Below are 23,914 nucleotides of genomic sequence, written 5' to 3' on the forward strand. Positions count from 1 at the left end.
TCACATACAACATCAATTCGGGTTCGGTACGTTGATACAGATAAAATGGGTGTGGTATACCATGGTGTGTACTTAAGCTATTTTGAGGTTGCACGCACAGAAATGCTCAGAGCCGCCGGAATTCCGTATTCCCGTCTGGAGGAAACCGGTATCCTGATGCCCGTACTTGAGGCTTCGGCCCGGTATCTGCAGCCAGCCCGGTACGACGATGTTCTGGATTTGAAGGCCACGTACTGTACTGATCATGGAGCCGTCATGCACATCGACTACGTTATTACCAAAGGACAGCAGGTACTGGTAACGGGGTTTACGAAACACACTTTTGTCAACTCGGAGACATGGCAGCCTGTTCGTCCGCCAAAGCATTTCCGGGAAATAGTACAGGCAGTAGCCAAGGATAACGTATGACATTATTCCGCTTTCCCATGCGATCACTCACAGTTATCGTTTGTGCATTTTGTACCACAATTGCAGGAGTCAGGGCTCAGCAGAGCACGATATTTTCGTTCTTGCGTAGTACAATTAGTGCACGTGCCGCTGCGCTTGGAGGTGCTACCGTTGCCATGACAAACGATCCGTCCATGGTGGTAATGAACCCCGGTAGTCTGGTTACAACCGACTCCAACCAGGTTGACGTAACGTTTATCAAACACGTTCTGGATATTAACTCCGGTTACCTCGTATACTCGATGCGTACGGCACCAAACGAAGCCTATGCGGTGCATGCTTCTTTTGTATCCTACGGGTCGTTTAACAGAACCAGTACTACCGGCGAACTCCTTGGCTCGTTCGGTGCAGCTGATATCGCACTTGCAGGAAGTTATTCACGTGAGATCGACACCCTGATTTCATGGGGAGCTACTGTAAAACTCTTGTATGGGTCCGTTGAAACACAAAACACGTTTGCCCTGGCAATGGATGGCGGTTTGTTGTTTCAAATCCCCAAGTCGAATACCAATATTGGGCTTTCGATTTTAAATGCCGGATTTCAGCTGACAACATTTGACGGGACAACGGACAAGCTTCCTCTTGATGTTCGTTTGGGGGTTAACCACCAGTTAAAAGGCTTGCCTGTTCTTGTAAACGCCTCAATTAATCATTTAGCAGATGATGTTCCATCGTTTTTTGACCGTTTTCTGAACTTCTCGGTTGGTGGTGAGCTGCGTGCCGGTAAGTATGTAAGACTACGGTTAGGATACGATAATACCACCCGGAACATAAGCAATGTTAATGTGGCTACTCAGCTGGCTGGAGTGTCAGCAGGAGCCAGTGTTACACTGAATGACATGCATGTTGACTATGCCATGAGCTCTGTAGGAAGCAGTGCGCTTATTCACAGGATTAGTCTTGGTTTATCACTATGACGAAGAAGAGTCTAGCTCATGACATTGAGAAGGCCCGCTCACAATTACGGTCCGATCCCCAGTTTGTCCTTGAACAGTGCTCTGAATTGCTTAAGCGATGCGAAGCTGATAGTCCGCATTTTGCTGACGTCCTATTGATTTCTTCACGTGCCAGCATACACGTCGGTAACAACCAGGATGCAAGGACAAAGGCGTCGCAGGCACTTGAAATTGCAAAACGTGCTGCCTACAGAAGATTGGAAGGCCTGGGGTATAATGAATTGGGAGTCCTGGCTCTGATTGATGTTAATTATGACGAAGCACTTGAAATGCATTCCAGAGCATTAGACCTACTATCAAAGTTCGGATCGGAGCTTGACCAGGCACGTGTGCTTTTGAATGTTGGAAATGTATGCCAGTTTACTAACCGATTTAGCGAATCACTTGATTATTACGAGCGTGCGCTGGAAAAACTCAATATCACTGATGATGTGCCGCTCCGCGCAATTGTTCGTTCGAACATGGCAACCCTATACCACAACTATCTGTATGATTTCGAGGAAGCACTTACCATAGCCAAGGAAAATTTGGAGACTTTTAAACAACTGGGAGATAATGTCGGCATTGGAAAAACCCTGCACAATATTGGTCTTCACTACCGCAGCCTTGATAAAATTCATGAGTCAATTGATGCATTTCAGCAGTCACTAACGTACACAAAGCAGTTTGGTGAAGTTGCTGACGTTGCTTCTGACTACGGAATGCTTATTTTAAGCTACCTCGAAATTGGTGATCTCGAATCGGCAGACGAACTTCTAAATGAAGTAAGCGAGCTGGAGAAAGCAGGCAAGTTTGATGGGCATTCGCACCTTCCATTAATGCGGGCTACTGCAAAAAGGGCACGTTTGGCAGGTGACTGGGCGCCTACCTTGAGGCTGGTTAATGAAACGTTGCCCCAGTACATGTACAGTGTACCATTCATTTTGGAAATCTACAACGAAGAACTGGAATACTACGAAAGTATAGAAGACTGGAAGAATGTATCAGTTGTCCTTCGTAAACGATGTGAGCACTTGAAAATGCTCTATTCGAGGTCGCTCAAGAGTAAGGTGTACCGAATGAATAGAACTCTTGAACGCTCCCGGAAAAAGGGTGAGGCCGAGGCAGAGCGTCAGCGCAATGCTGAGTTGGGGGCCCTCGTAAGACACCTTGAAGAAGTTGTTGCCGAAAATGAACGGTATATAGCATTGCTTGCACATGAATTGAAGAACCCACTCAGTACGATTCGTACTGTGACTTCAATGTTGGGGACCGATGAAACGATTACGATTAGCGAGCGAATGGAGTTAGAACGCGATATTCACGCAATCTCTACTCGGATGTTCGAAATGGTTAACAAAACGTTACGCGTAGCGGCATCCGAGAATACGACTGATGGCAGCCTGACCGACGCCCGCACGACTTTTTCGTACTCGTTGCATACGCTTTCCGCACTTGCAACTGAAAAGAACATTCGGATACTTTCGTCACAAAGTGAACAGCCGCTCTGGGTACAGGCTTCGGATGCAAGTCTTGCAGTTGTATTTGACAACCTGATTAGTAATGCTATAAAATACTCTCCGTTAGGTGAAACCATTGAATGTCACCTTGGACTTGAACGCACACTTGAAAAGGGTGCAATGGTAGTCCTGAGGGTGGCGGATCACGGTCACGGCATCAGCGATACTGACCGACTACGCCTGTTTTCTCCGTTTAGTAAACTGTCATCAACGCCTACCGGAGGTGAAGATAGTACCGGTATCGGTCTCTATCTGGTCAAGCGAATGGTAGATAGGATGAACGGCAGGATTTGGTACGAAAACACGTCACCTGAGGGAGGGGCAACGTTCCTCGTTGAACTTCAGCTTGCAAATCCACCATACGGGAATGAAACTGCCCAGTAACTTCAGGTTTGCTCGCTGCCCCCCGAATCACCTCAAGGCAGAATCGTGTACCAATTGGTATTGTTATTAAAAATGTATTGTAAACAGCATGACGCCTGGACATATAATGTTTCATAGTATCAATCCCTACAATCAGGAAATCATATCAGCATGGTCCGAGTACGATGAACCGACAGTTGCGGAAATTCTCCGCAAGTCACTAAGAGCAACACAGCAGTGGCGAACGGTACCGCTGAGAACGCGAACAACGTTGATGTTAGGGTTGGCAAAACAACTACGGGAACGCAGTTCAGAGCTCGCTGGCATTATTACCCGCGAGATGGGAAAGCCAATTCTTGAATCTGTTTCAGAAATTGAAAAATGTGCATGGGTCACTGAGTATTATGCCGAAAATGCTGATGGCATGCTTCAATCAGAACATGTTGAAGGTGTTGCAGACAGGGCTTATGTACGAAAAGATCCGTTAGGTACGATTCTCGCAATCATGCCCTGGAATTTTCCATTCTGGCAGGTATTCCGCTGCGCGATCCCAATGATTGCCGCCGGCAATTCAGTTGTTCTCAAACACGCTCCCAATGTGTTCGGATGTGCTGAAGCCATCGAAGGTGTTTTCAGAGAGGCTGGTTTTCCAGACGGTGTATTTGCAGGGGTACGTGTTCATCACAGAAACGTTGCAAACATCATTTCGCACCAAGCAATTAATGCAGTAACCTTTACCGGCAGTACCACGGCAGGGGCAGTTGTAGCAGCTGCAGCAGGAGCAAGTCTGAAAAAATCAGTTCTGGAGCTTGGAGGGAGTAACGCTATGGTTGCTTTCGACGACGCTAATGTGCAATCGTTCTGTGATGATGCGGTTGTTGCCCGTTTTTCAAATGCCGGCCAAAGTTGTATTGCTGCCAAAAGATTGATCATTCACAAAAAGCATGAAGCTGACATTATCGGCGGACTTCAGGAACGAGTAGCGTCTCTTATTCCGGGAGACCCAATGCAGAAGCAGACGACTCTTGGCCCGCTTGCCCGTACAGACCTTGCAGAAAAACTCGAACAGCAAGTTGTGGAATCAATTCGGCAGGGAGCACGGTGTGTGGTTGGGGGAAATAGGGAGCGTGCATTGTTCGAAGCAACGATACTGGATAACGTTAAACCGTCAATGCGTGTTTTTGACGAGGAGACATTTGGACCGGTGGCTGCGATCACGGTGGCAGAGTCAAATGAGCAGGCACTCCAGCTTGCTCAGAAAACACCGTATGGTCTGGGCGTTGCCTTATACACTGCAGATATCGAGCGAGCAGAGAATGTAGCTGTTGGTATAAAGGACGGATCAGTTTTTATTAATGGCATTGTTCGCAGTGACCCTCGAATGCCGTTTGGAGGAACCGGGAACAGCGGCTACGGCAGGGAACTCTCGCACTTTGGTTTAACCGAATTTGTTAATCTGAAGTCGGTAATAATAAAAAACCAGCTCGGGTAAACGAACTGGTTTTAATTGTGTCGGGGCGAGAGGATTTGAACCTCCGACCCCCTCGTCCCGAACGAGGTGCTCTACCGGGCTGAGCCACGCCCCGACATAAGAACACAAAGTTACGTAGTACAGTACTAAGCACACAAACAGCAAGTTGATTGTTCTGTAAATTTCGGCGTTAGGGAATACAAAAAGGTTATTCATGCAGCAGTTTGAATTGGTATTAACAACAGGGAATTGGTGGTTACTGGTAGGTATGGCTCTGGTCCTGGCAGCGCTGACGGTTTTCTTGTATTCCAAAACACAGCCAGTCCTGCCCCGGAACAGGAAAGCAATGTTAATGGGATTACGCTTTTGTGCGTTGTTTACTCTTGCATTAGCATTGTTTGAACCCCTTGTTTCGTTTTTATACTCGCACACAACTAAACCCTTGCTTGTTGTTGCCGTCGATGCTTCACGTTCGGTTCCCGTACATACAGGAGAACAGGCCATACACGATGAGATCCAAACGTTACTTCAGAAGGTGAAGGGGCTAAGCAATAACACCCGGGTTCTGCTTTTCGGATCGCGGATACGTCAGTACAACCCCGATTCGGCACTTGTATTTGCCGATGACCGCACGAATATGGCTCAAGTCATGCAATACATTGTAAACCGACCACGTACTGAACAACCGGGCGTTGTGCTCATGGTCACTGATGGTCAGTGGAATTCAGGTGTGCTGCCCACAGCAGTAGTACGTGACTCAAAAGTTGGATGGTACACCCTGGGTATCGGAGATACCGCTGTCACGTCCGACATTCGACTTGAATCGGTAACATCTCCCGAGCACACCCGGGTTGCACAACCCGTACTGCTTACCGCCACCATTGCCGCCGATGCAATGAATGGCAAAACCGTTCACGTTTTTTTTGAAGATGAAGGGAAAAAAATAGCGTCTGACACCGTACGCATAACATCCGGCAAGCAAGTGAGTTTGGTAAAAACGCAGTGGACGCCGGTTAAGACCGGTATCCATCGGATTCAGGTACGGATCATCTCTGATACGGCCGATAAAAACCAGCATAACAATTCAGTGATACGCTATGTAGATGTTAAAGATGACAAGAAGAAGGTCCTACTCCTGGCAGGAGCGCCCAGTCCGGATGTATCGTTTGTAAAGGAACAGCTCGGAGCTGATAAGTCGGTAATTCTTCGGTCATTTCTGCAAAAAACCGGCGGAGTATTTTACGCCACTCCACCGTCTGACACTGATTTCAGGGGAGCGGTAACTGCCGTTCTGGTAGGCTTCCCTGAACCAACAACGCCAACGGATGTTATTCAGCGTCTGGTGCGTGCCTGCGAAGCAGGCCTGAATCTGTTTTTTATTCCAAGTAGGACAACTGACTACGATAAGCTTAAGCCCCTTGAAAAATTCCTGCCGTTTTCCGTGGTTGCACATCGTCCAAATGAGTTTTCGGTGACGGCCAATGTTGATGCTGCCTCGGCCACTGATCCATTTATGCGCATTTCCGGCGACCCGGCTGATCAGGATTTGTGGAATACCCTGCCACCGATTTATAAGACTGAGACGTTTGTGAAGGTAAACCCTGGTGCTGATGTTCTTGCTACCATCCGGGTTAATAATATTCCAATGCAGGAGCCCCTCATTGTCCGCTCGAAGAACGATAAACAACGTGCCGTTGCTGTGTTGGGGTACGGGTTGTATCGGTGGAAACTCATGGGGACTGCGGCGGCGATGCTGCATAATGCTACGGCACCTGATGTACTGAGCACGTTTGTTTCAAATACCATGGAAGTGCTTACCAGGGACGAAGGCGAACAACTCCTTGTGGTGAAAACCATGCACCAGATTTATGCTCCGGGTGAGGAAATTTCGTTTACGGGAACTCTGCTTCAGTCTGTTTACAATCTTCATCCCAAGGCTGGGGTGCAACTCACAATTTCGTCGGCAAAAAGCTCACGAGTAGTAACCATGCAGGGACTTGGGAATGGAACGTTTGCAACTCGTATGCGTCCATTGCCACCAGGCGACTATTCGTATAAAGCTGTAGCGTATGATGCAGATAAAGGAATTGCAACGGCATCCGGAAGATTCTCGGTTGATACTCTGAGCATCGAAGCCGCTGCTACGACCCAAAATGCTGCTCTCCTGCGCGGCATATCCAATGCGTCGGGGGCGAGCTATGCAGATCTGAAAAATGCGGATTCCGTTCTTGCCAGAATTGTGGCCGATCCGCGAATGCGCGAGGTTGCCGAAACCGGGTCGAACGAAGTTGCACTTTGGAATACTGTCTGGCCAATTCTGGTCTCCTTGTCAGCCTTCAGCGTTGAGTGGTTTTTGCGCAAGCGATACGGTCTGATGTAATGTCGACGATGCCTACGTACGTAAATATGCGTATGGTCAACTATGGCTCAGGTGACCATAGGAAATTAGAAATTTTCCAGTACCGCAATACTGTTGTAGCCATTAAAGTATTGTTTTTGATGCTATTAGTGTGATTTGCCAAGTTTTTCTTTGAATTTATTCACTACATTATGTGTTCGTGGTAAGTGAATGAAATGTAATACCTTAGGGCTTGCCAAGATTGCTCATTACGTATTAATACGTAAAAATAAATCGAAAAATCGTGCTCTACCACTTGACAGCGTAAAAATACGTACGTAGATTGCGCCCGTTGTTTTTATACTTCTGTCATTTCGGGAGGCATTTGATGAAGATTTCATTACTACTTTGTACGGTGGCGTTTGTAGTCACTGCTACGCAGGTATCCGCTGGATATGCAGACACACGACCAGACAATAACAGCCAGGGGTTAGTACCGATTCATGAAATGGCAGTCAAGAATCAGATCAAGTATGTTGTACTATCTGATATCATGGCCGACAAATCACGTGAGGTTCAATTAACACTCACCGATTTAGAGGGAGTAAGTTTGGGAGGGTACGCTCCGCCATACTTAGAGAGTCAGGAAGAAGCACGGCAACTATGGACGGATTTTATCAACCACGAGCTGAAAATTCAGGCAACGAGTTCGGCGATTACAGTAAAAGAAATTCGCCGTTCCGAAAATGAAGCCTTTGCCGTCAGTTTTGTGCTGGATCACAGCCCGTCAATCACCATACCACGTGCAGTTCGTATGCAGCGTGCCATTCAATCCGCGCTGAAGTCGTTTTCACCAAACGACTATGTTAGCGTTATTAAGTTTACAGGTACTCCAAAGGTAGAGGTTGAACTTACTCGTGACCGTCAAGAGTATCTTAGTCAGTTCAAAGTTAATGGACTGCCGTACAGGGGGGGCGGAAGTGCGGTTTACGATGCAGCCATGGTTTCGATTGACCAGTTAAGTAAAATGCCGGATGACGTGAAAAGGTTTATGGTTTTGTTTACGGATGGCGACGATACTGAATCACAACATTCCCTTGATGACGTAGTTGCATCCGCGGTTGAAAATCATGTAGTTGTAAACTGTGTTACCTACGGAATTGCGGACTTTTCAAAACTGCACCGTTTGGCAGAAACCACGAATGGGCGCGTTTATGCATTGAACGATATTAATGATTTTGATAAAGTGTTCATGGGCATTTACCATTCTCTGAGGCATTCCTACCTCATCATGGCCCAACCAAATCGTGCCATAGTTGCCGAGCAGTTTGGTGGTGCAACGATGTCCGGGATTTCGACAAACGGGCTGGTTAAAACACGAGAAATGCTGTCAATGCTCCCGAGTGTTGGTTTAGAATATTCAAATTCAGCAGATGTTAACCAGATTGTAATGACGGCAGATATTAATTTCCAGGAGCTAACGAATGCTGTTGACGACAATAACATTCCATTACTGGATTCAATTGCAACAGTATTAGTGCAGCGTAAAGATCTTGCTTTGGAAATTCAGTATACAAGCACTTCAAATAACGGAGAAAAAGATCCGCACATGAGGGCGAATGCCGTCCGTGACGTTTTAATCCGAAGGGGTGTTCCTCCTGCAAGAGTTCAGAGCTACGGGCGGAAACTATCAATAACACGTTCGAATGATGATGCTTCAGGATCCCAAAGCAGGGTGAATGCAACCAAATTCATTCTTACAAAACTGTAATCAATATTGGTCGGGCAAGTAGTAATTGCGCAGATTATCTCGTAGAAAACAATACAATAGGATCGCTTATGTTATTTGACCGCAGAAGCAATCTTATTCTTAAGGGCCTCCTTTCGTATAACCACCTGTTCCTGAATACCCTCTGCAATGAGGGTATTCGTTTTTTTTGCCGTCACTGTAATGATGCACTGTACGCGTGAGGCCCGGAAGTTTGCCACAGTTGCTGTAACGAGCAGGTTGCACCCGACAGCCGCCATACGTTGATGCCGGATTTCGACTATGCTTCCAACGGCATCATCGTCGGCACCAAGATAGGGTTCGATAGCGCGCCGGGCTGCAACCTCTGCATAATAGGCAAGCCAAAAGGTAGAACACACGGGATGAATCTCGCGTCCTTCCAGTACCGCAGTCATCTGCGGTGTAACGCAAACTTCAACGGTACCGGTGATGCCTGGTTCAATCTTCGTCATTGTTTTCCTTTCTAACTTTGCAGTAATCTATGCAGAAACGAGTTGCTTTTCATACACTTGGCTGTAAACTTAATCAAGTAGAAACGTCAGTCATTAAAAACAAACTGCGCCAAAAGGGCTACACTGAAGTCGAGCTTGGACAGGAAGCAGAACTCATTGTTATCAATACCTGTACAGTTACCGAAACTGCTGATACAGAGTGCAGACAAATTATACGTAGAGGACTGAAGGGGGCTCCGACTGCTTCGGTAGCCGTAGCGGGATGTTATTCACAGCTTCAGCCGGAAAAAGTAGCCTCAATCGAAGGCGTCAAGGCAGTTTTTGGAAACATCAATAAAACGCATATTGCCAACATTGCCGATGAGATGTCGCAATGGACTTCGCCAAAGGTGTTTGTTAATGACATGGCAACAGCAACCGGCTTTGAAGGCGCTGCAACTCAAGTATTTGGTGAACGCTCCAGAGCGTACCTTAAGCTGCAAGACGGATGCGAATATTCGTGCACCTACTGCACTATTCCGGCTGCCCGTGGACCAGCCAGGGCTATGGAAATGCAGGCTATCGCTTATGAGTGTATGCGACTTGCTGACCAGGGCTTCCATGAAGTGATCCTTACGGGCATTAACCTTGGTGAGTATCGGAGCAGCAATGGGCACAGGTTTATCGACGTTCTGACAATGATGGATGGGCTCAGCCTACCCTATAGGGTCCGGATTTCGAGTATCGAACCGAATACATTATCGCGGGAAATCATCGATCTTGTTGCTTCCTCCGATTTGTTTGCTCCACATTTTCATGTACCGCTGCAAAGTGGAAGCTCCGACATACTGAAATCAATGAAAAGGCGGTACAATCCGGAGATGTACAGAAGAACAATGGAGAGTATTCGTGCAACGAAATCCGATGCTGCAATTGGTATTGATGTTATCGTTGGATACCCTGGAGAGACTGATGCGCTCTTTGATGAGAGTGTTGCGTTTATTCAGTCTATGCCTTTTACCTACCTTCATGTATTTACCTATAGTGAGCGTTCCGGTACTCCGGCAGCACTGCTGCCCGGTAGAGTCAGCGAAGCCATACGCAAGGAGCGTACACGACTGCTCCGATCAATGTCCAAAGAGCGAGAACGCGAATTCTGGACGAAACAGTTAGGTACAGTCAGAACCGCAATTTCAGATCAATATGATCGAAGCAATGACTTGTTACGAGGGTACACCGAGAATTACATCCCGGTGCGGTTTACGGGTCGTCCGGCTCTTCATAGAACACCGGTCAAAGTACGGCTCACAGATGTAGGACAATCCTGGGTAAACGCAGAGCTTGTATAAGCCCAACCCCGGTAAACGTTATTCGGTCTGCTGGTATTCATGATCCGATTACGAATTTCCAAACCCAAAAATCAATATAGAAGATGAAAATATTTATTGTTGTTGATATGGAAGGCGCAACCGGAGTAGTTCACCCTGACCAGCTGATGCCGGAGGGACGTGGCTACAGTGCTGCTCAGGCTGCTCTTACCGCCGATGTGAATGCGGTGATCGAGGGCTGCATTCAAGCCAGATCAGATATTGAATTTTCATTCAGAGTTGGCGATGGTCATGGCGTTATGCGTAATGTACTGCTGGATAAATTGCACCCTTCGGCCGAACTGGTTGTAGGCACGGCAACACCTGAAAACAAACCTTTGTGTCAGTGTGAAGGAATAGACGACTCGTTTGACCTTGCGGTTCTGGTTGGTTTCCACACCAAGGCGCGTACCCCCGGTGGTTTGCTTGCTCATACGTTTGTTGGTAGTACAATTGCGGATTTGCGCCTTTATGGAGAATCATGTGGGGAAGCGCAATTGGATGCTGCTATCCTGGGGGATTTTGGCGTCCCTGTGGGATTGATTGTTGGTAACAGTGATCTCGAAGCCGAGATACGGGAATGGAACAGAACGGTACCTTTTGTTGCAACGAAGAAAACGCTTGGTCCTACAGCCGCAATTTGCTATCCGCCAGCCAGAACCAGGGAAGAGATCGTGAATGCCTGCTCCTTGATGCTGGATATGTATGACAGGAGTGAGTTTGAAGTGGCACATCCTGTTGCCATGCCCTATATAGAATTGGAAACGTATCGCGCGGAAACGGCTGCACGGATTGCGCAAGTGGGAGATTTCCAACTGTTAAACGACAGAACTGTGGTCGTGATGGATCCGTCAGTTGCCTCGGCGTTTCGGAGATTGTGGACGAGTTTGGCAATAGCTCTGTACGAAGCTCCAAGCTGGCTACGATAATGCCAGCCACAGTCGGCCCATTGATTCTACTTTAACGTTCGCTTAAAATCAGCATACCCTCTGGCATTCAGCTGTGCCTCGGTAGGAGGGGGGGTGTTGTTTTTCTTTAATCGTGCTATTGTTTCATCAATCCGGCTTTGTGGTAGGGGATGCGTACTGAACAATTCTTCCAACCCGCTTCCGCCCCGTCCGCGAACTTTTTCAAAAAAGTAGATTATGGACCCGGGGTACCACTTTGTAGCCATCAAATACCGAAAGCTGAAGTCATCAGCTTCGGATTCATCATCGCGACTATTTTTTAATAGCCCAATACCGGCAAATGCGTTTGCGGTGAAGTTAATTGTTGTACTTGTTGTGTTATTTGCAAGAATATCGAGTAATGCCTGAACACCCATTGCCTTCGTCATTCTGGACGTGCTGTGTCTGAGTTCGGCATGTGCGATTTCGTGACCAAGCACCCCGGCCAGGGCGGCCTCATTATCAAGGACCTTTAGCAGACCGGTGTACACATAGATATAACCTCCGGGTGTACAGAATGCGTTTACGGTTTTGTCATCATTAATTATTTGTACTACATACGGGAACTGTCCGGCATACTTAACATCAGGACTACGCTTGATTTGATCGATAATCCCCTGAACATAACTTCGGGCAGCAGCATTATTCAGGATAGGGTAGGTTTTAGGATCATTTCGAATTTCAGCATCAAACTGAGTCCCTAACTCTTTGTCCTTACTAATGGGGAACACATTAAGGCTACTGCAGGTTGGCAGTACGGTAGCAATAAAAAGCGAGAAGATTACCAGGTAAATTCCTCGAAGTATCGTTTTCTTTACGGTAAGTTTCATGATGTCAGTCCAGGAGGGTAAATCACATGCACCACCGGGGGCAAGCCGGAGGATTCACGAAAATGCATCACGAGACGCAAATAGCAATCATGAATCGGTCTGTGTGTTTGAAAATAATTGTGTGTTGTAGTACACCTTGTATAACGTTAAACCATGTGCAGGAACACTGAACTCATGAAACGTCCGGTCAGCAGCGAGAAGTGCGCCCCTGATTTCATCAATACTGCATCGTCCGCGGGCAACAGACATCATTGCACCTACCAGACCACGACACATTCCGTACACAAACCTGTCTGCCCTGATTCGAATGATAAGTTCGTCGGCAGACGGTTCTACGGCGCAATGTTCAACGGTACACGTGTATGAGCGTGTTGCTGGATTGTGCTTGCTAAAGGTGGTAAAGTCATGGGTACCAATAAAGACCGATGCGGCCTGGTTCAGTAAATTTCGGTCGTACGGCAGCGTTGGGTACCATGCATAACGGTTCCGAAACACATTCTGGTTGAGCGCAATATGGTATTCATACTCCCGGCTGACTGCCTGAAAGCGGGCATGAAAATCGTCGGCCACATACCGTGCCTCCCGAACGCGAATGTCGTGTGGAAGTCTTGTGTTGATAGCAACCGACAGTTTTTGTTCCGGCACTGAGCGCATGCCGGTTGCTGCGTGGGCAACCTGTCCGGCAGCATGAACACCGGAATCGGTTCTGCCTGCACCGGTTACGGTTACCGGCGACCCGACGAGCGAAGAGATTGCATTTTCAAGGGTTTGCTGAATTGAAATACCATTTGGCTGTCTTTGCCATCCAACATAGTTGGTTCCATCGTACTCGATAAGCAACGCTATCATAATGCAAACACTATATTTATTTAGTTACAGGATGGTTGGTTGTATGATGCTGTACATCGGTACCACCGTACATTGACGGGTGACCTGCGTAGCCACCGATCGCCTGCTGCAGTACTGCAACCTCCCGCACGAGCAATCCACGCCACGATGCACGAGCGCAGACAATGCCCTTTACGATTAGTGCAGCCTGCCGAAGCTGCGTACGAAAATACTCTCTCTCGTTTGGCTCAACAACGCACTGAACATATCCCGTTTCATCTTCGATCGTAACAAACAATACGCCACGAGCGGTTGGGGGAGACTGTCGGAGGATCACTATCCCCGCAACGATGGCGTATGGTGTGGGATTGCCGGCAATACCTTCACGGTATTCAGGATCCCGAGAGGCTGAGGTTGACGAAGCGTTCTGAGAATATCCATCTGATAGTGACTGAATTGGCAGCACGCCCAGTTCCGACAGATGACGTCTGAACAACGTCATAGGATGCAGCCGGGCAGCACCATGGGTTTGATAATCGTATGCTAATCTTTCCTGTGCTTTTACGGGAGGCAACTCCGGGATATTGTCAAGTACAGGAGCTGAGTAGAACAATGGCTGGTCAACAGTAGGTGTAGTCCGGGATGCATGGTTGCCGAGCACACCAGACTTCCATAGTGCAGACCGTGATGATTTCTCAAGATCATCAAGTGCTCCTGAAAGTGCCAATGAATCAAAAACATCCTGGGATAATCGTGTTCGTTCCCATAGCTCTTCAACGCTGCGATAGTATCCTGAGTACCTTTCCCATACAATCGGACGAGCTATATCTTCGGTGATCCCTGAAATACTTGTAAGCGGCTTCCTGATGGCAAGGATATTCTTCTCTGTCCGCTCCAGTTTGTAGCGCAATCCTGATTTGTTGATATGTGGCATCAATACGGGGACGCCGCATCTGCGGGCTTCTTCTTCAAGCGTCATCAAATTATAAAAGCCCGGGCGGTGCTGCATAAATGCTGCCATATATGCCGCCGGATATTGTGTTTTCAGCCATGCACTCTGATACACAATTGCAGCAAATGCGGCTGCATGACTTCTGCAGAAGCCATAGCCTACGAAATGCCGTACAGTATCATAGACAGCCTCGGCTATCTGTTTGCTAATTCCTCGTGCCATAGCCCCCTTAATAAATTTATTTTGGAGCTCGGCGATCTTGTCTGAGTCTCTGTTTTTGCTTATCAGAATTCTGAAATCGTCGGCCTCCTCAAGCGGCATTCCTGCAAACCGATTAGCGATTTCAAGAACCTGCTCCTGAAACAGCACGATGCCCAGAGTGTCACTCAGGATGGGTTCAAGTGAAGGATGCAAATACGTAACGGCTTCCTTGCCGCGACGTCGTCTGATATATGGATGAACCATCCCGCCCTGAAGTGGACCGGGACGGAAAATGGCTACTTCGGTAATTAGATCGTTAAAACACTCGGGCTGATGTTGTGCCAGGAGATGCATTTGTCCCTGGCTTTCAATTTGAAAAACGCCAATGGTTTTTCCGGATCGTATGAGTTGCATCACCGATGGTATATCGGGTGGCAGTGTACGTATTATCTCGCGCATACCGGCAACAGGTGTATTGCGTGATGGCTCCTCTTGCGGCATGTCTGGTGGCTGTTCCAGTTCAATCAACTCCAGTGCCTCGTTAATACATGCCAGCATTCGAAGCCCAAGAACATCAAATTTTACCAGGCCCATTGCCTCGACATCATCCTTATCGAACTGTACCACACTTGTTCCATTGGCTGATCGCTGCAGCGGAGTAAAGCAGGTAAGGGGCTTTGCCGAGAGTATCATGCCACCGTTGTGCAGACCAAGGTGGCGGGGACGATTCAGTAGCATCGTTGACATCTTTACCAGTGTTGACAGCAACGGGGCAGGACCGGTAATGCCTGCAATAGCGTCTATGTATTCGGTAAGCGGTTTTGTTGTCACTACAGGTACCTGCCTGGTGATATTCCGCACCTCTTCGGGCGTCCATCCAAGTGCTTTGGCTATATCACGAATAGCCATTCGCGGTTGGTAGGTGATAAGAGTGGCAGTCATTGACGTTTGTTCACGGCCAAACCGTTGCTCCATCCATGCTATGATTTCCTGCCGTCTGTCACTATCAAAATCAACATCGATGTCGGGCGTTCCTTTACGTCCTTTATGCAAAAAACGCTCAAACAGCAGGTGGTGCCGAATCGGGCACACGTTGGTGATTTCAAGAACGTAAGCAACAATACTATTTGCGGCTGACCCCCGACCTGAATACAGGATATTTCTCTGCTGAGCCTGCATGATAATTTCCCGAACCACAAGAAAGAAGTCACTTAGTTTAAGTTCTTTAATAATCGTTAGCTCATGTTCCAACTGAGCCTTTGCTGTGGCAGACAGATCCGAGCCGGCATCATATCTTTTGTGAAACAGTATATCGCAGAGTTTCTGTAATTCCACGTCGGCCGAAGCCCCCTCCGGGATATTTGCCGATGGTGGTGTAATAAAACCCGGTACGATATCAAAGTTGCATTCCTGAATGATGCGGCGCGTTGTCTGCATGGCATCCGGATAGGGAAGAAGGGTTTGAAGCTCTGATTCTGACCGCAGATACTGCTGATCGTTCACCGGTCTTTCAGGGTGAGGCTCAAACACGGTACATCCGACCCTGATGCACGTAACAACATCGTACAGTGCATAGTTGGCGGCCTGTGCGTACCGCACCTCTGGCGCAATACACACAGGCAGATCAGCCTGCCGCGCATGGTGCAGGAGTATGTTGTTCCTGCGCTGTTCACCAGGCGTACGTTGTAGGTTAAGCACAACAGCTTGCGAGCAGCTGTGATGTAATCGGATTGGGACGGTGTATGTATGCAGCAGCCAGCAGTCGCGCACGTGTTGCAGTTCGTCCGGGTTTGTAAGCCGGACATCCTGTGTTTCGTGAACAGTGCTGATAAGGCAGTTCATCGAATGATAGCCGGCAGCGTTTTTGGCAATAATGCTTACCGTTGAGTCAGCAACCGCCACAGTACATCCGATAAGGGGCTTGAGTTTGTGTTTCTTGCATGCCTGCTGAAGTTGTACTGCTCCATATACGCCGTTCCAGTCTGTTAAACACAGCGCAGAATGGCCAAGCTGTGAAGCTCTGCAGGCAAGCTCTTCAGGCGACGAAACGGCACGAAGGAATGAAAAGAAGGAGAAGGTTCGAAGGCTGCCAAACATAGGATTGCATTAGTCAAACACCCGTGATAATATCCATCCCTGTCTGCTTTGAAAAATCTCCATGACTCCCATCTGAGTAAGCACTAGGAAGTATTCCCGCTGTTCTTCCGTACCCCACCACTCGCATCGTGCTGACCAGGTTTCCAGGACAGTTTCTACTTCGTAAAGCAGCCCCTGCCAGCAAAATGCCCGCGGCTGGACTCCAAGACCGGAGGAATGCAGATGGTCAGCCTGAAGCAAGGCGGTGGCCGGTACCTGCTCTGCTACGTCGATGGGCTCCATTAGTAAACGCATATCCTATGCAACTCCTCCACCTGAGCGGTTCCATGGTTCTACCGAAGCAAAACGGTCCGGCATGCAGGTATAGGCATCCAGAATTCGAACGTGCTTGATTGCAGCCGGAAACCTGCGTGCCAGAGATTTCGAGATAACTTCGGCATTGGGTTTTGTTCTAAATAAGGAAGTCTGGCTGGGTGGCACAACAGACAAAGCCCCCAGCCTGATACGTAACCCCTGGACCGACTGCTGTGTTGCTTGCAACGGATGAGAGGTAGTTAGCTGGTTGAGTATTGCTGTGGCCTGAACCAAGAGATGCTCACGCTGTGACGTAGAGGCACGGAGTATCCTGGAAGCAGTAAAGAGCGGGTTACCCGATGCATCAAGCAGAGAAACTTCCAGTCTGCGGGTATGCTGCTTCTGTAGGTGCTGCATAGCATTGTCTAGAGCAAGATTTATCGAGTGCTGCAGCAGATCGGGCTGGGTGACGGGATCGCTGAAAGAAACAATGCCCGTTGCTGTAGGGGCAGGAACGTACAGAGGGATCGGATTACTGTCAGACAGACTTCGTAAAAACTCGTGCAGCCGAAGTCCCTGCTCCTGGAACTGATCTTGCCATTGCTGCCTGGTAAGCCTGCGAATCCGGCCTATGGTTCCCATTCCAAACAGTTCTAATCTGTCCGTTGTACGCTGACTTATTTCGAGCTCCGGGAATGAGTGAAGAACACGTAAAGGAAGAGTATCCAGAAAGTCAGCACTGCTGTCATCATCCAGGCGCACAATAGTTCCCGGATGAGCCGAGACTGCGGCCAGCATTGCCAGTGTAGCAGTACGTGCAGTTCCTGCACAGCCTCCCATACGTGCGACCAGCCTTGTAATATCCAAAATGTTATTGGTGCTACATAGCAGTCTGCCAGGTTCTACATCAACAATGCTTGGCGTAAGCTTATAGACAGATTCGATTATATGTTCCCAGGCAGCACGCTCAAGTGCAGGCTGTCTGGATAGCGGACATGCGAGGGGGCGGAGCGCCATTGCCTGGTCGATACGTATGCCCGACATCTGAGCGGGTGCTGTTACGTAGCCGCCTGAATGCACGATGATGGATTTTGTGGTACCCAGGACCATCTGAAATGCCAGTATTGGCAGGTTGGGGAAGAACAGGGCGGTAATCATGATGTGCCTTTTGTTTGGTAACGGGACACGTATTCCTTACACTTCTGAAGACAGAAGCGTCCGGTACGTGGAGTGTGATAGGTTAAAACTGTTTGATACAGGAGCGGACAACGCCGATGATGGCAAACTCCATATCGGCAGTTATGATGATATCGTTATAGGCAGGGTTTTCTGCCCGTAGTATCGGACTTCCGTCAGGCTGCTGTATGTAGCGCTTAACTGTAAGTTCACCAAAAATGCGGGCTATGACAATCTGACCGTACCGTGGTTGTACGGAACAGTCAACAATCAGCGTATCTCCATCGGCAATACCTGCATTTACCATGCTGTCTCCCACAACCCGAATAAAATATGTGCTACCGGGGTTGTGGAGCAGCATTTCTGCCAGGTCTATTTCCTGCTCTACAGTATCTTCGGCTGCTACCGGTACACCTGCGCTTACCCCCAGCATGAGCATCGGGATTTTGTAAGGCTGGGGTATTTCCGGACTTGGTATAACCTGCGGTGATGTACTGCGAAGACCGGTTACCATTGCCTGTAGCTTTTGAAGCTGCTCGGTTAAATGGGTGAGTGTGGGTATGGTGGTTTGATGCGCCTGTGATACAATACCGGTTAAAATCCAGCTTGCAGGAATACCGTACTTCTGCTCCAGCACCGTAAGTATCTTGTGGGGAACGGCAGTACGGCCACTTTCCCATGAGTATATTGTGGATGGGCGAACCCCCATAATTCCGGCATAATCGGGTACCGATAATCCTAGCTGCTCGCGAACAAGCCGATGTCTGTAACCAATTTCTGTCTTTAGCATAACAACTTCCTGTTAGCATGTCTACAAAATGTAGATGCAATATACAAAATGTAGAATTTAACGCAAGAAGTTTTTTTTTGTTTTTCCTGTTTGCAGAAATTGAGGTCTTACTGTGTCTGTTTACAGTGAATTAAATTACTCATCCAATGATGCTTCATAGCGGTCTAAAAAGCTTAGCAGGCCCTCGTACAGCACCTCAAATTTGATAAATTCACCAATTGCTGTGGGATTAGATTCAGCACCGGATTCTTCTAGCAGGGCCCGTAATTTTTTGTTCGCCTTCCTGATCTGCTTAGGATCAAAACTGCATCGGTTGAATGCCTGCAGCATACGCAGGAAAATTTTCACTCTGTGAAATGTTTGGGAACGGATGTACCGGCTAACATACACCTTGATGTACTCAATCCTGCGTTCCGCCTGGTCAAAGTCTTTATACAAAATCAGAAAGCATATTGTTGATATCAGAACAGCAGTGTTGTAGAATTGCTTGTACTTGCTCACTTCGGGAATACTGTTCAAATAGGTTGACAGCCTGAATTGCTTAAACCGTGCACCTCTTCTTTGAAACTCTTCCGGTGAAGCATTCACCAGACTCCCTAATTGCAACTGCTCAGCAATTAATACGTATGCGTTTAACAGTGTGAAGTTCTGCCTTCTAAAATCATCAATCAGATTGTACATCTGATGCTTTGTTGCCTGATTTACATAGTCAGCTGCTTTTTCATATTCACCAACTCGCAATGCTGCAATTATTGAGAAATAGAGGGCGTTAAACCAGTTATAGCCGCCGGCACGGAATGAGTTTGTAACGTAATCTGTTATCCGGAATGCTTCTTGGACTTTACCTAAGGCAATAAGTACTGTCAGTTTTTGCAGACGGAATTCACCAAGTCGGGCCGGCTGTGATAAGTGCGGGTTGGCCTCCAAATAGGCAATTGCCTCATTGGCAGTTTCAAGTGTTCCGCTATGTTGTCCGTGAAAACTGTGGAGTGTGATACGCATTCTGAATTCATTAAGAATGAGTGTATGCGATTTATGAGCAGCACAGAGTTCTCTGATTTCCATCAGCCCCGCTTCTGCCATATCTGATAAGTAAGCCGTGGTTCGGCTGCTCATGTCAGTTTCTAGTACGAAAGTATCAATTATAAAATCACTCCTGTGTTCTGCTTGAAGTAATGATGTATAGGTGCTTGTTTTCCCACGATAAAGAGAGGCTTTCCCTCGCTGTCCCATTACTGCTGAAGTATCGTGCAGAATTTTTGCCAGTGCCAGACAGATGTCGGTAAACTGATATTTTTCTGCCATGGTAAGCGTCCGCTCAGCTACTTCGTGGCCGGCAGCTCGGGCAGCAAACCGAATCAGGGTTTGCGCACATATTAGATTTCTTGTGCATTTGTAATAGTAGCTAAGATATTCACTGTGCTCAGGTTGCTTTACCTGAAGAAACAGTACACTGTGAATCAGCCTGTCATATACCCGTGACTTCAGAGTTCGATAGCGCTGATCAGAGCGATGTGCCTTGTACAGGACCTGGGCTGCTTCCTCATCAGTTTTAAACTCGTCGGTATGAATACCCCTCAAATAGCGTCCAGTTAGCGTGTGATAGTCGCTGTGATTCTGATCCACAAGCTCAGGTAAAATTTTTGATACATCTGCCTTAGATGTAACAATCCGAAGTATTTCTTTTAAGACTTCCATAATCCTTGCCCAAGTGAGTTCTTGTGCTTCCGCCTATAACGTTTTACAGGCAAATGTTACATACATATACGCAATGTAACAAAAAGTATGTCGCAGAAACTACATTAGTAAAAATAAGTGCTCAATTTTGTACTGTTGATGTAACAGAACAAGGGAAACTGTAAATGATATTTCGCACCTCGTGGTAAAGTTGTAGTAGTCCATTTTTGACCTAAAGACCAGCAAATCATTGGAAAATGAGAGTGTTACGCTGTTTCTCCGCTTGGTTTGTATGTAGTTGTCAAAAATCTGCTCTAATCACCCCTCCTATCAGAGGTGGTAACAAAACCGCCTGAATTGTGGAAAATATCTAAATTGCTCAATGTAACAAAAACGCCGTTATGTGGTGGCAATGTTGACTGGAGTAATGTATGGTTTACAGTATCCAATGTAACAGTCAGCAGATGTTTGCATGAGCCTATCGTCCAGATCTGTCAGGTAAAGCCTCAGGTAGGTGATACAACATACGATGAGAATTAAGTTTTTTAAACATTTTTAACATTTTTAACGTTTAAACAGGAGTCTGTCATGAGTTTATTCATTTCCATCTTAATGGTTCTTGGTGTACTAAGCACAGAGCAGGTTACAACGCTTCCGGAACAAGTAGTTGTTGATATTGTGAATATGCCGCCGAATCAATGTTTAATTCAGCAGTCCATGAATGATCCGGTTATCATGCAACAAGCCGAGTGGAACAGGAAAAAAGAAGGTACTGTTACCTGGATTTTCGATCGGTATGAAGACTAATCAAACCATCATCTGTAGTCTTTTCCTGTAAACCATTAATAACCAAATGAATTCAAAGGACAAAACAATGAAAACAACTCGTAACCTCAGCCCTTACTTAATTGACCGTGGTGAAAACAACCGTAGCGCCTCTCCATACCTGATTGACCGTGGCGAGAACAACCGCAGCTCCACTCCGTACCTGATTGACCGTGGCGAGAACAACTAACTGATGCAAAACAACACAACAGCAGGGAATTGATGACTTACGTTTTCATTGAAAATGTTACATGGCCGCAATCCTTGCTGAGTGATGTCGGATACAACGAATGATTCGAAAATTAAAAGCCCAACTGCAAACAGTTGGGCTTTTGTGTATTGGGTCGATGGGAGTTCTGCGTCAGTCGCAGCGGTTCAACAGTTCATCTAATTGCGATTCTGTTACATGCTCGTAGTAGGTTTCATTGATAACAACAAGAGGGGCTCCGCTGCAGGCACCCATACATTCAACTTCTTCGAGTGAAAACTTTCTATCAGTGGTGGCTTCGTTATGTCCGATATCCAGGCGTTGTTTAGCATGCTGGAGCAACTTCACGCCACCGCGGAGCATACAGGATACGTTGGTGCATATCTGCACATGGTAACGTCCCATAGGCTTTTTAAAGTACATAGTGTAGAAGCTTGCAACGCCAAGAACATGTGCGTAGGGTACGTCCATTACCGTAGCCACATATCGCATGACATCCTCACTCAGCCAGCCCCACTTTTTCTGGGCCATCCACAGTACGGGCATAATGGCTGCCTTAGGGTGAGGGTACAGATTTTTTAATCTTTCTACCTCACGTGACTCTACGTCATTAAACTCAAAACGGGTATCAAGTTCATTCACCATAGTGCGAATTTACAACATGAATCATCCACGCAAGCGCTGGATGAATAATTTGCTGCTTAACCAGATCCTGAGTGCTGTTGCCAGCTTATGAACGGTGCTTACCGAAATATGCTTGGTAAACACAGCATAGTCCTGAAGTTCAATCTTATCCAGTAGGCGGTAATAAATTGCATCCATAATTTCAGCGGCCACCATGGTCACTTTTTCTTCGGGCACAAGCAAGGTTCGGGCTTTGTGGTAATAGTGTCGGGCACGTTGTACTTGAAATGTCATTAATGCCCTGAATGCTTCATTGTACACCCCGTTTTTCAGATCCTGCTCAGAATAGCGGAATCGTTCCAGGTCTTCAAGAGGAAGGTAAACATAGCCTCGGAGGATATCGCCCTTCAGGTCTCGCATAATATTGGTGAGCTGCAGTGCATAGCCCAGGTTTATAGCGTACTGGCGGGTTTGTTCGTTCTTGTACCCGAAGATTTCAATGCTGATTAATCCAACGGTGCTCGCAACAGCGTAGCAGTATTCTTTAAGTTCATCAAATGTTGCATAACGGTGCTGTACTAAATCGCGCTCACAGCCATCAATCAGGGTTAAAAAGTGTTGCTTTGGAATTGAATACCTTCGGATGACACTCTGAAGCGATTGTGAAAGCCCCTTTGTAAGAACAGATGCTGCAGCAGGATTGTAAAGGCTCTCAACTTCTGAACGCCACCATTGAAGGCGTTCCCGTTTTGTAGCAATGTCTTCAGGGCTTTCCGATGGACCTTCGTCCACGATGTCATCAATCCGTCTGCAAAATGCATAAACAGTGCGAATGGCATGACGTTGTTCGCGGGGGAGGAACGAAAAGCTGTAGTGAAAGCTGGTAGATCCGGTGGTTGATATTTTGACTGTGTCTTCCGACATAGAAGTGTATTTGCTACCAAAGATAGGCATTCAAATTAGACTACTATCAGGTGCGCTTGAATTACCCACTTCAAATATGCAGCCGCAATGTGGAATGGGCTTGTGTAGGCAATAGGGTTATGGATGTTTTACTCGTTTTGTAAGACTGGAGATATTACACCGTGCAAGAATGATTCGTCCGCCAAGCGCAATAGTTCGAAGCGTTAACCGCAATCGTAAAGGGTGTACTACTTGATACAACGTACGGGCAGCTGTGTACAGCCTGGCAGTATGGTTTTTAGCATCATCTAATGCCCGTTGAGTTTGCACCAAATCCTGCAGTGGGTTATTGGGCAAACCCGGAATATACAATCGCCCCCGTGGGACGTCGACTGAAAGATCCTGTAAAAAGTTAGTTATTTGTAGGGCCGTGCACAGAGCGTCAGACATTGGCTTTACAGCGTCCGACCACTGACCGTGAATCCGAAGGTACAGTTCGCCAACGGGATTTGCGCTGCTATTGCAATACTGATGAACCTCTTCCCAGGTGTTAAAGCGGATAGTAGGGGGCTGTGCAGTGCCTGAAGCCGTATTCTCTGCATCAAACCTGAAAGCCATAAACAGGCGGTGAAAGGGGTCAGTCGGCAGACGAAATTTGTTGATCGTATCCTGGATTGCCATGTAGGCAGGGTTTCCGCCAGGCTCAATACGGTTGTCCACCACAGCATCGAGTGTAGCAAGTGCTTCCAGGCGATCCCCCGTAAAGGGTTCATCGGCAATGTCGTCCCCGATTCGTGCAATTGCATAAACAGCAGCTAATGCACGTTGTTCCTGTTTGGTAAGCAAAACAGAAACAACAGGGAAATTCTCGTAGTGTGATTTAGCAAACTTCAGGCACCAG

At 47.3% G+C, this 23,914-nt stretch carries 21 protein-coding genes and 1 tRNA gene; 10 read left to right on the top strand and 12 right to left on the bottom strand.

Going from position 1 to position 23,914, the window contains the following annotated elements:
• The first annotated feature begins 45 nt into the window (after positions 1-45).
• From HRU79_11390 to HRU79_11405, 4 genes are all read left to right on the top strand, one after another.
• Positions 46-408: an acyl-CoA thioesterase gene (locus HRU79_11390; protein QOJ27215.1), complete on the top strand. Its 363-nt coding sequence runs from the start codon at positions 46-48 to the stop codon at positions 406-408.
• Positions 409-425: 17 nt separating this feature from the next.
• Positions 426-1,364, top strand: a complete 939-nt coding sequence (locus HRU79_11395; protein ID QOJ27216.1) for a PorV/PorQ family protein — start codon at positions 426-428, stop codon at positions 1,362-1,364.
• Positions 1,361-3,286, top strand: coding sequence for a tetratricopeptide repeat-containing sensor histidine kinase (locus tag HRU79_11400; GenBank protein ID QOJ27217.1), 1,926 nt, complete (start codon positions 1,361-1,363; stop codon positions 3,284-3,286). Before HRU79_11395 ends, HRU79_11400 begins: the two co-directional genes overlap by 4 nt.
• A 103-nt stretch (positions 3,287-3,389) precedes the next feature.
• On the top strand, positions 3,390-4,757 hold the full coding sequence (locus HRU79_11405; protein ID QOJ27325.1) for an aldehyde dehydrogenase family protein: 1,368 nt from the start codon (positions 3,390-3,392) through the stop codon (positions 4,755-4,757).
• A gap of 20 nt (positions 4,758-4,777) precedes the next feature.
• Here HRU79_11405 and HRU79_11410 read toward each other — a convergent pair.
• Positions 4,778-4,851, bottom strand: a tRNA-Pro gene (locus HRU79_11410).
• Positions 4,852-4,950: 99 nt separating this feature from the next.
• Here HRU79_11410 and HRU79_11415 point away from each other — a divergent pair.
• Positions 4,951-7,116, top strand: coding sequence for a hypothetical protein (locus HRU79_11415; GenBank protein ID QOJ27218.1), 2,166 nt, complete (start codon positions 4,951-4,953; stop codon positions 7,114-7,116).
• 346 nt (positions 7,117-7,462) lie between these two features.
• The gene (locus HRU79_11420; GenBank protein QOJ27219.1) at positions 7,463-8,845 is read left to right on the top strand and encodes a VWA domain-containing protein; all 1,383 of its coding nucleotides are present in this window, start codon (positions 7,463-7,465) and stop codon (positions 8,843-8,845) included.
• Between the two features lie 71 nt (positions 8,846-8,916).
• Here the strand turns inward: HRU79_11420 and HRU79_11425 are convergent, their stop codons facing one another.
• Positions 8,917-9,315 carry a hypothetical protein gene (locus tag HRU79_11425; protein ID QOJ27220.1) on the bottom strand — a complete coding sequence of 133 codons (399 nt, stop codon included), beginning with the start codon at positions 9,313-9,315 and terminating at the stop codon, positions 8,917-8,919.
• 29 nt (positions 9,316-9,344) lie between these two features.
• Here HRU79_11425 and mtaB point away from each other — a divergent pair, with 29 nt between their 5' ends.
• Together mtaB and HRU79_11435 are read left to right on the top strand one after the other, a co-directional pair.
• Entirely contained in the window at positions 9,345-10,643 is a 1,299-nt protein-coding gene (gene mtaB / locus HRU79_11430; GenBank protein ID QOJ27221.1) for a tRNA (N(6)-L-threonylcarbamoyladenosine(37)-C(2))-methylthiotransferase MtaB, read from the top strand.
• A gap of 83 nt (positions 10,644-10,726) precedes the next feature.
• Positions 10,727-11,590 carry a M55 family metallopeptidase gene (locus HRU79_11435; GenBank protein ID QOJ27222.1) on the top strand — a complete coding sequence of 288 codons (864 nt, stop codon included), beginning with the start codon at positions 10,727-10,729 and terminating at the stop codon, positions 11,588-11,590.
• A gap of 26 nt (positions 11,591-11,616) precedes the next feature.
• Here HRU79_11435 and HRU79_11440 read toward each other — a convergent pair whose 3' ends face one another.
• From HRU79_11440 to HRU79_11470, 7 genes are all read right to left on the bottom strand, one after another.
• Complete coding sequence (locus HRU79_11440; GenBank protein QOJ27223.1) at positions 11,617-12,438, bottom strand: M48 family metalloprotease; 822 nt, start codon at positions 12,436-12,438, stop codon at positions 11,617-11,619.
• Positions 12,439-12,525: 87 nt separating this feature from the next.
• Positions 12,526-13,287, bottom strand: a complete 762-nt coding sequence (truA, locus tag HRU79_11445) for a tRNA pseudouridine(38-40) synthase TruA (GenBank protein ID QOJ27224.1) — start codon at positions 13,285-13,287, stop codon at positions 12,526-12,528.
• 16 nt (positions 13,288-13,303) lie between these two features.
• Positions 13,304-16,516: a DNA polymerase III subunit alpha gene (locus HRU79_11450; GenBank protein ID QOJ27225.1), complete on the bottom strand. Its 3,213-nt coding sequence runs from the start codon at positions 16,514-16,516 to the stop codon at positions 13,304-13,306.
• Positions 16,517-16,525: 9 nt separating this feature from the next.
• Complete coding sequence (locus HRU79_11455) at positions 16,526-16,810, bottom strand: hypothetical protein (GenBank protein ID QOJ27226.1); 285 nt, start codon at positions 16,808-16,810, stop codon at positions 16,526-16,528.
• Between the two features lie 3 nt (positions 16,811-16,813).
• Positions 16,814-17,968, bottom strand: a complete 1,155-nt coding sequence (locus tag HRU79_11460; protein ID QOJ27227.1) for a hypothetical protein — start codon at positions 17,966-17,968, stop codon at positions 16,814-16,816.
• An 82-nt stretch (positions 17,969-18,050) separates the two neighbouring features.
• Entirely contained in the window at positions 18,051-18,776 is a 726-nt protein-coding gene (gene umuD / locus HRU79_11465; protein QOJ27228.1) for a translesion error-prone DNA polymerase V autoproteolytic subunit, read from the bottom strand.
• 135 nt (positions 18,777-18,911) lie between these two features.
• Positions 18,912-20,474, bottom strand: a complete 1,563-nt coding sequence (locus tag HRU79_11470) for a hypothetical protein (protein ID QOJ27229.1) — start codon at positions 20,472-20,474, stop codon at positions 18,912-18,914.
• Between the two features lie 567 nt (positions 20,475-21,041).
• Between HRU79_11470 and HRU79_11475 the strand changes: the two genes are divergently transcribed.
• Together HRU79_11475 and HRU79_11480 are read left to right on the top strand one after the other, a co-directional pair.
• Complete coding sequence (locus HRU79_11475) at positions 21,042-21,260, top strand: hypothetical protein (protein ID QOJ27230.1); 219 nt, start codon at positions 21,042-21,044, stop codon at positions 21,258-21,260.
• A gap of 67 nt (positions 21,261-21,327) precedes the next feature.
• The gene (locus HRU79_11480) at positions 21,328-21,468 is read left to right on the top strand and encodes a hypothetical protein (protein ID QOJ27231.1); all 141 of its coding nucleotides are present in this window, start codon (positions 21,328-21,330) and stop codon (positions 21,466-21,468) included.
• Positions 21,469-21,639: 171 nt separating this feature from the next.
• Here HRU79_11480 and HRU79_11485 read toward each other — a convergent pair whose 3' ends face one another.
• The 3 genes from HRU79_11485 to HRU79_11495 all read right to left on the bottom strand — a co-directional run.
• Positions 21,640-22,131 carry an NAD(P)H-dependent oxidoreductase subunit E gene (locus tag HRU79_11485; protein ID QOJ27232.1) on the bottom strand — a complete coding sequence of 164 codons (492 nt, stop codon included), beginning with the start codon at positions 22,129-22,131 and terminating at the stop codon, positions 21,640-21,642.
• 21 nt (positions 22,132-22,152) lie between these two features.
• The gene (gene hpnD, locus HRU79_11490) at positions 22,153-23,034 is read right to left on the bottom strand and encodes a presqualene diphosphate synthase HpnD (GenBank protein ID QOJ27233.1); all 882 of its coding nucleotides are present in this window, start codon (positions 23,032-23,034) and stop codon (positions 22,153-22,155) included.
• A 117-nt stretch (positions 23,035-23,151) separates the two neighbouring features.
• Positions 23,152-23,914 (bottom strand): squalene/phytoene synthase family protein (locus HRU79_11495; protein ID QOJ27234.1); only part of this gene is annotated, 763 nt, incomplete at its 5' end.

This window comes from Ignavibacteria bacterium, from assembly GCA_015709655.1.
Classification (GTDB): Bacteria; Bacteroidota; Ignavibacteria; order Kapaibacteriales; family Kapaibacteriaceae; genus OLB6.